Source organism: Acidovorax sp. LjRoot117 (genome assembly GCF_964252695.1).
Classification (GTDB): domain Bacteria; phylum Pseudomonadota; class Gammaproteobacteria; order Burkholderiales; family Burkholderiaceae_C; genus Acidovorax.
Map to the genome: position 1 here is coordinate 1 of NZ_CAXUPO020000028.1, position 2,695 is coordinate 2,695.

General features: G+C 47.1%; 5 protein-coding genes. All 5 read left to right on the top strand.

The annotated features are described in order from the left end of the window. A partial coding sequence (locus ACSQ3D_RS27805) for an RHS repeat-associated core domain-containing protein (protein ID WP_436129026.1) occupies positions 1 to 549 on the top strand: 549 nt, incomplete at its 5' end. Positions 550 to 560: 11 nt separating this feature from the next. Next, positions 561 to 1,052, top strand: coding sequence for a hypothetical protein (locus ACSQ3D_RS27810; RefSeq protein ID WP_436070572.1), 492 nt, complete (start codon positions 561 to 563; stop codon positions 1,050 to 1,052). Positions 1,053 to 1,300: 248 nt separating this feature from the next. Further along, positions 1,301 to 1,648 (top strand): RHS repeat-associated core domain-containing protein, encoded by a 348-nt coding sequence (locus ACSQ3D_RS27815; RefSeq protein ID WP_436070575.1) that lies wholly within the window; start codon positions 1,301 to 1,303, stop codon positions 1,646 to 1,648. Positions 1,649 to 1,873: 225 nt separating this feature from the next. Then, positions 1,874 to 2,368, top strand: a complete 495-nt coding sequence (locus ACSQ3D_RS27820) for a hypothetical protein (RefSeq protein WP_436070573.1) — start codon at positions 1,874 to 1,876, stop codon at positions 2,366 to 2,368. Between the two features lie 68 nt (positions 2,369 to 2,436). Beyond that, positions 2,437 to 2,695: RHS domain-containing protein (locus ACSQ3D_RS27825; RefSeq protein ID WP_436129027.1), on the top strand; the 259-nt coding region annotated here is incomplete at its 3' end.

Sequence of the window (2,695 nt, forward strand, 5' to 3'; positions counted from 1 at the left end):
GTGGGGCGGTATACGCAGGCTGATCCTGTTGGGCTGGAGGGTGGATGGAATCGATTTAGCTATGTGGGGGGGAATCCGCTCCGCGCGATTGATCCTTTGGGCCTTGCCGAAGTCATATTAGGTGCTGGCGTCTCACCAACCGATGTTCGTATACCGAAAATTAACCGTCAGCTAGAGAGTCTAGAGCGTATGCTGAAAAGATTTTCTCAGAAATGCCCTGGTGAAGGAAAACAGCTTTTGGATCTATTTGATGTATGGAGAATTTATTTGGCTGCCGGCACCTCATCGAACGATGGTCAAGATGGATATAGCAACGCGGAAACCGACGGGGAAAATAAGATCACCAAGATCTTCTCGAACACCAATCCAAGCATCCGTCTTTGGAGTCATGAGATTTATCACCTCATGCCAAGCAATGTTGTAACTCTTAAGAGAAATGGCACGAGAGAGACGCTGAAGCTAATTCCCTGGGAAGAGCGTTCGTGGGAGAGGCCAGCGATTGATTTCGAGCGTCGAATCCGTGATTTAGACTGCACCTGTCCTAAGTGAATGGAGTCGTAATGAAAGAAGTTCTGCTTGTATTGATTTTTTGGTTTGCTAGTGGTCTGCTATCGTTTGGCTATAGTGCTGAGGGATATAAATACGTATCCATTTCATCGGGATCGACAATTCGGCTAAATACGACCGACATGAAAATAGTCATTGACGAGCACTCCGTTTTGGCGGCTAGTGGCTGTGTAAAAAAGACAGGATTGCAATGCATTGCAAGTGATGGCGGATCGTTTGTTTTTCCCGCGAGAGAAATTGCAGAAAAAATGACTTGGGAATTTAATGGTCAAAAATTCAGCGTTTCGAGAAAAGTGCGAGGCCAGATGTTAGGGGTGAAATACTCTGGATTTATTGTGCAAAGCCGCCAAGGGAGTGAGGACTACTGGTACCTAATCTCCCCGGAAAAGGGTATGCTGGCTTTCGGAGCAATTGCCAAATCAAACACAAGCACCTTCGTGCTTGAGGGGAGATGTGGCTTCGCGGCAGCGTATGACTGTAAATAATAAGGTCTTATGGTGGTTGGAATCGGTTTCGATATGCGCAAAGCAATCCACCTACTTTTGTTGATTCGTCAGGATTATCTTTATATTTTGCGCTTTGGGTCATTATGTAATGCCGGTATTGATCGGCGCTGCAGCTCAGTGGTTCTGGGGCGAGTCGCCCAAGATCGCGGCCACGCGGTCCACAAGCGCCATGAACAACCGTGCGACGGGGTCAATGACGGTGACGCTGGTGCAATACAACCGGCGGTATCTGGGGCAGTTACTTTGACGAGGAGAGCGGGCTGCATTACAACCACTTCCGCAGCTATGACAGCAAGAGTGGGCGGTATACGCAGGCTGATCCTATTGGGCTACATGGGGGATTCAATAGGTTTGCCTATGTCGGGGGCAGTCCGCTGAGCGAAATCGACCCCCGAGGATTGGATAACCCGGGTATGGGGCCCTATAGTCCTAATGATCCACCTTCGGATGCGTTCCTATGCTCCGGGGTTTTGGAAACTTATCCGCATATGTGGCTTTGTGCTGGCGGAAGCTGCTCTGGATATATGGTGATATTCACGGGGGCTCAGCCGCATTCAATATCTTGGCGCAGATAACAACGGGCACTACAGGTTCATGGCAAAAAAATCCTTACAAACCCGACTTGTGTAAAAAGCTCGAAATACCAAAGTACTGCGATGCTCAACAGTACTCAAAATGCATTTCAGACTCCACCAAAGAGGGAGGTACAGGTTGGTATCATGCAGCATTGTCCAATTGTGCTGTTAAATCAAAGAATGTCATCGAGCAATGTGCCGTTCAAGCCTGTATAGGGGGCAATAATGCAACGTGCATCCATCATTTCTCCTTTGTCTTTTGGATTAGGACTTCTTTTTGCATCTGATGTTTTTTGCTTTTATGCGCAGTTGCCAAATATTTCTCAATATTTTTACGTGCCTATATATTATGAAATTATTTTGGCATTTTTCTGTATTTTGGCTTCTTTAGTGTTTGCAGTGAGCCACAAGCAAAAAATCTTTGGATTTTGGCTTTTTTATTTTCTGCTAAGTGGATTTTTTCTGGATTTCAGGATATCAAGATGTGTTCAGAATTTAGAGATGGAAGTTTTAAAATACATAAACAAAGGCGAAGCTCATCTTGGTGTTGTTGAAAACGAATCAAATATTAAATTTCCAGCGAATTGTTATATTGAAAAAAGTATCGCATTGGAAATCTGGAGGAGGGTAGATTTCCATATAAAATGCTCTGATGGCAATTTTCTAACTATTTCTAGCTATTTGAATGAAGGGCTTCCGGCAAGAACCTTTGTCCGTTAATCTGATTAATTTTAAGCATTCAGACGACGTTCTAAAATAAATTGGCTCAGTGTTGTGCATTTTTTTGGGTGTACGCAGAAGACGGCAGCCTGCTGGGCGAATACCCCATGGAGGCCAACCCGGCCACAGCACCGACAAAGGGAGCGCAGCATATCTGGCTGCCCACGGCCAACGGCCCGATGCCGATTGCGGTGGTGGGTGAAGGCCGGCAGTACGCAGTGCATGCGGACCACCTGAACACCCCGCGGCGCCTGACCCAGGAAGACGGCAAGGTGGCGTGGCAGTGGGCATACAGCGCGTTCGGAGACGAGGCACCGACGACGGCGG

Excerpts from the sequence above, each read along its gene's own strand:
- ACSQ3D_RS27820 (WP_436070573.1), top strand. The coding sequence starts at position 1,874 with ATGCAACGTGCATCCATCATTTCTCCTTTGTCTTTTGGATTAGGACTT.
- ACSQ3D_RS27810 (WP_436070572.1), top strand. The coding sequence starts at position 561 with ATGAAAGAAGTTCTGCTTGTATTGATTTTTTGGTTTGCTAGTGGTCTG.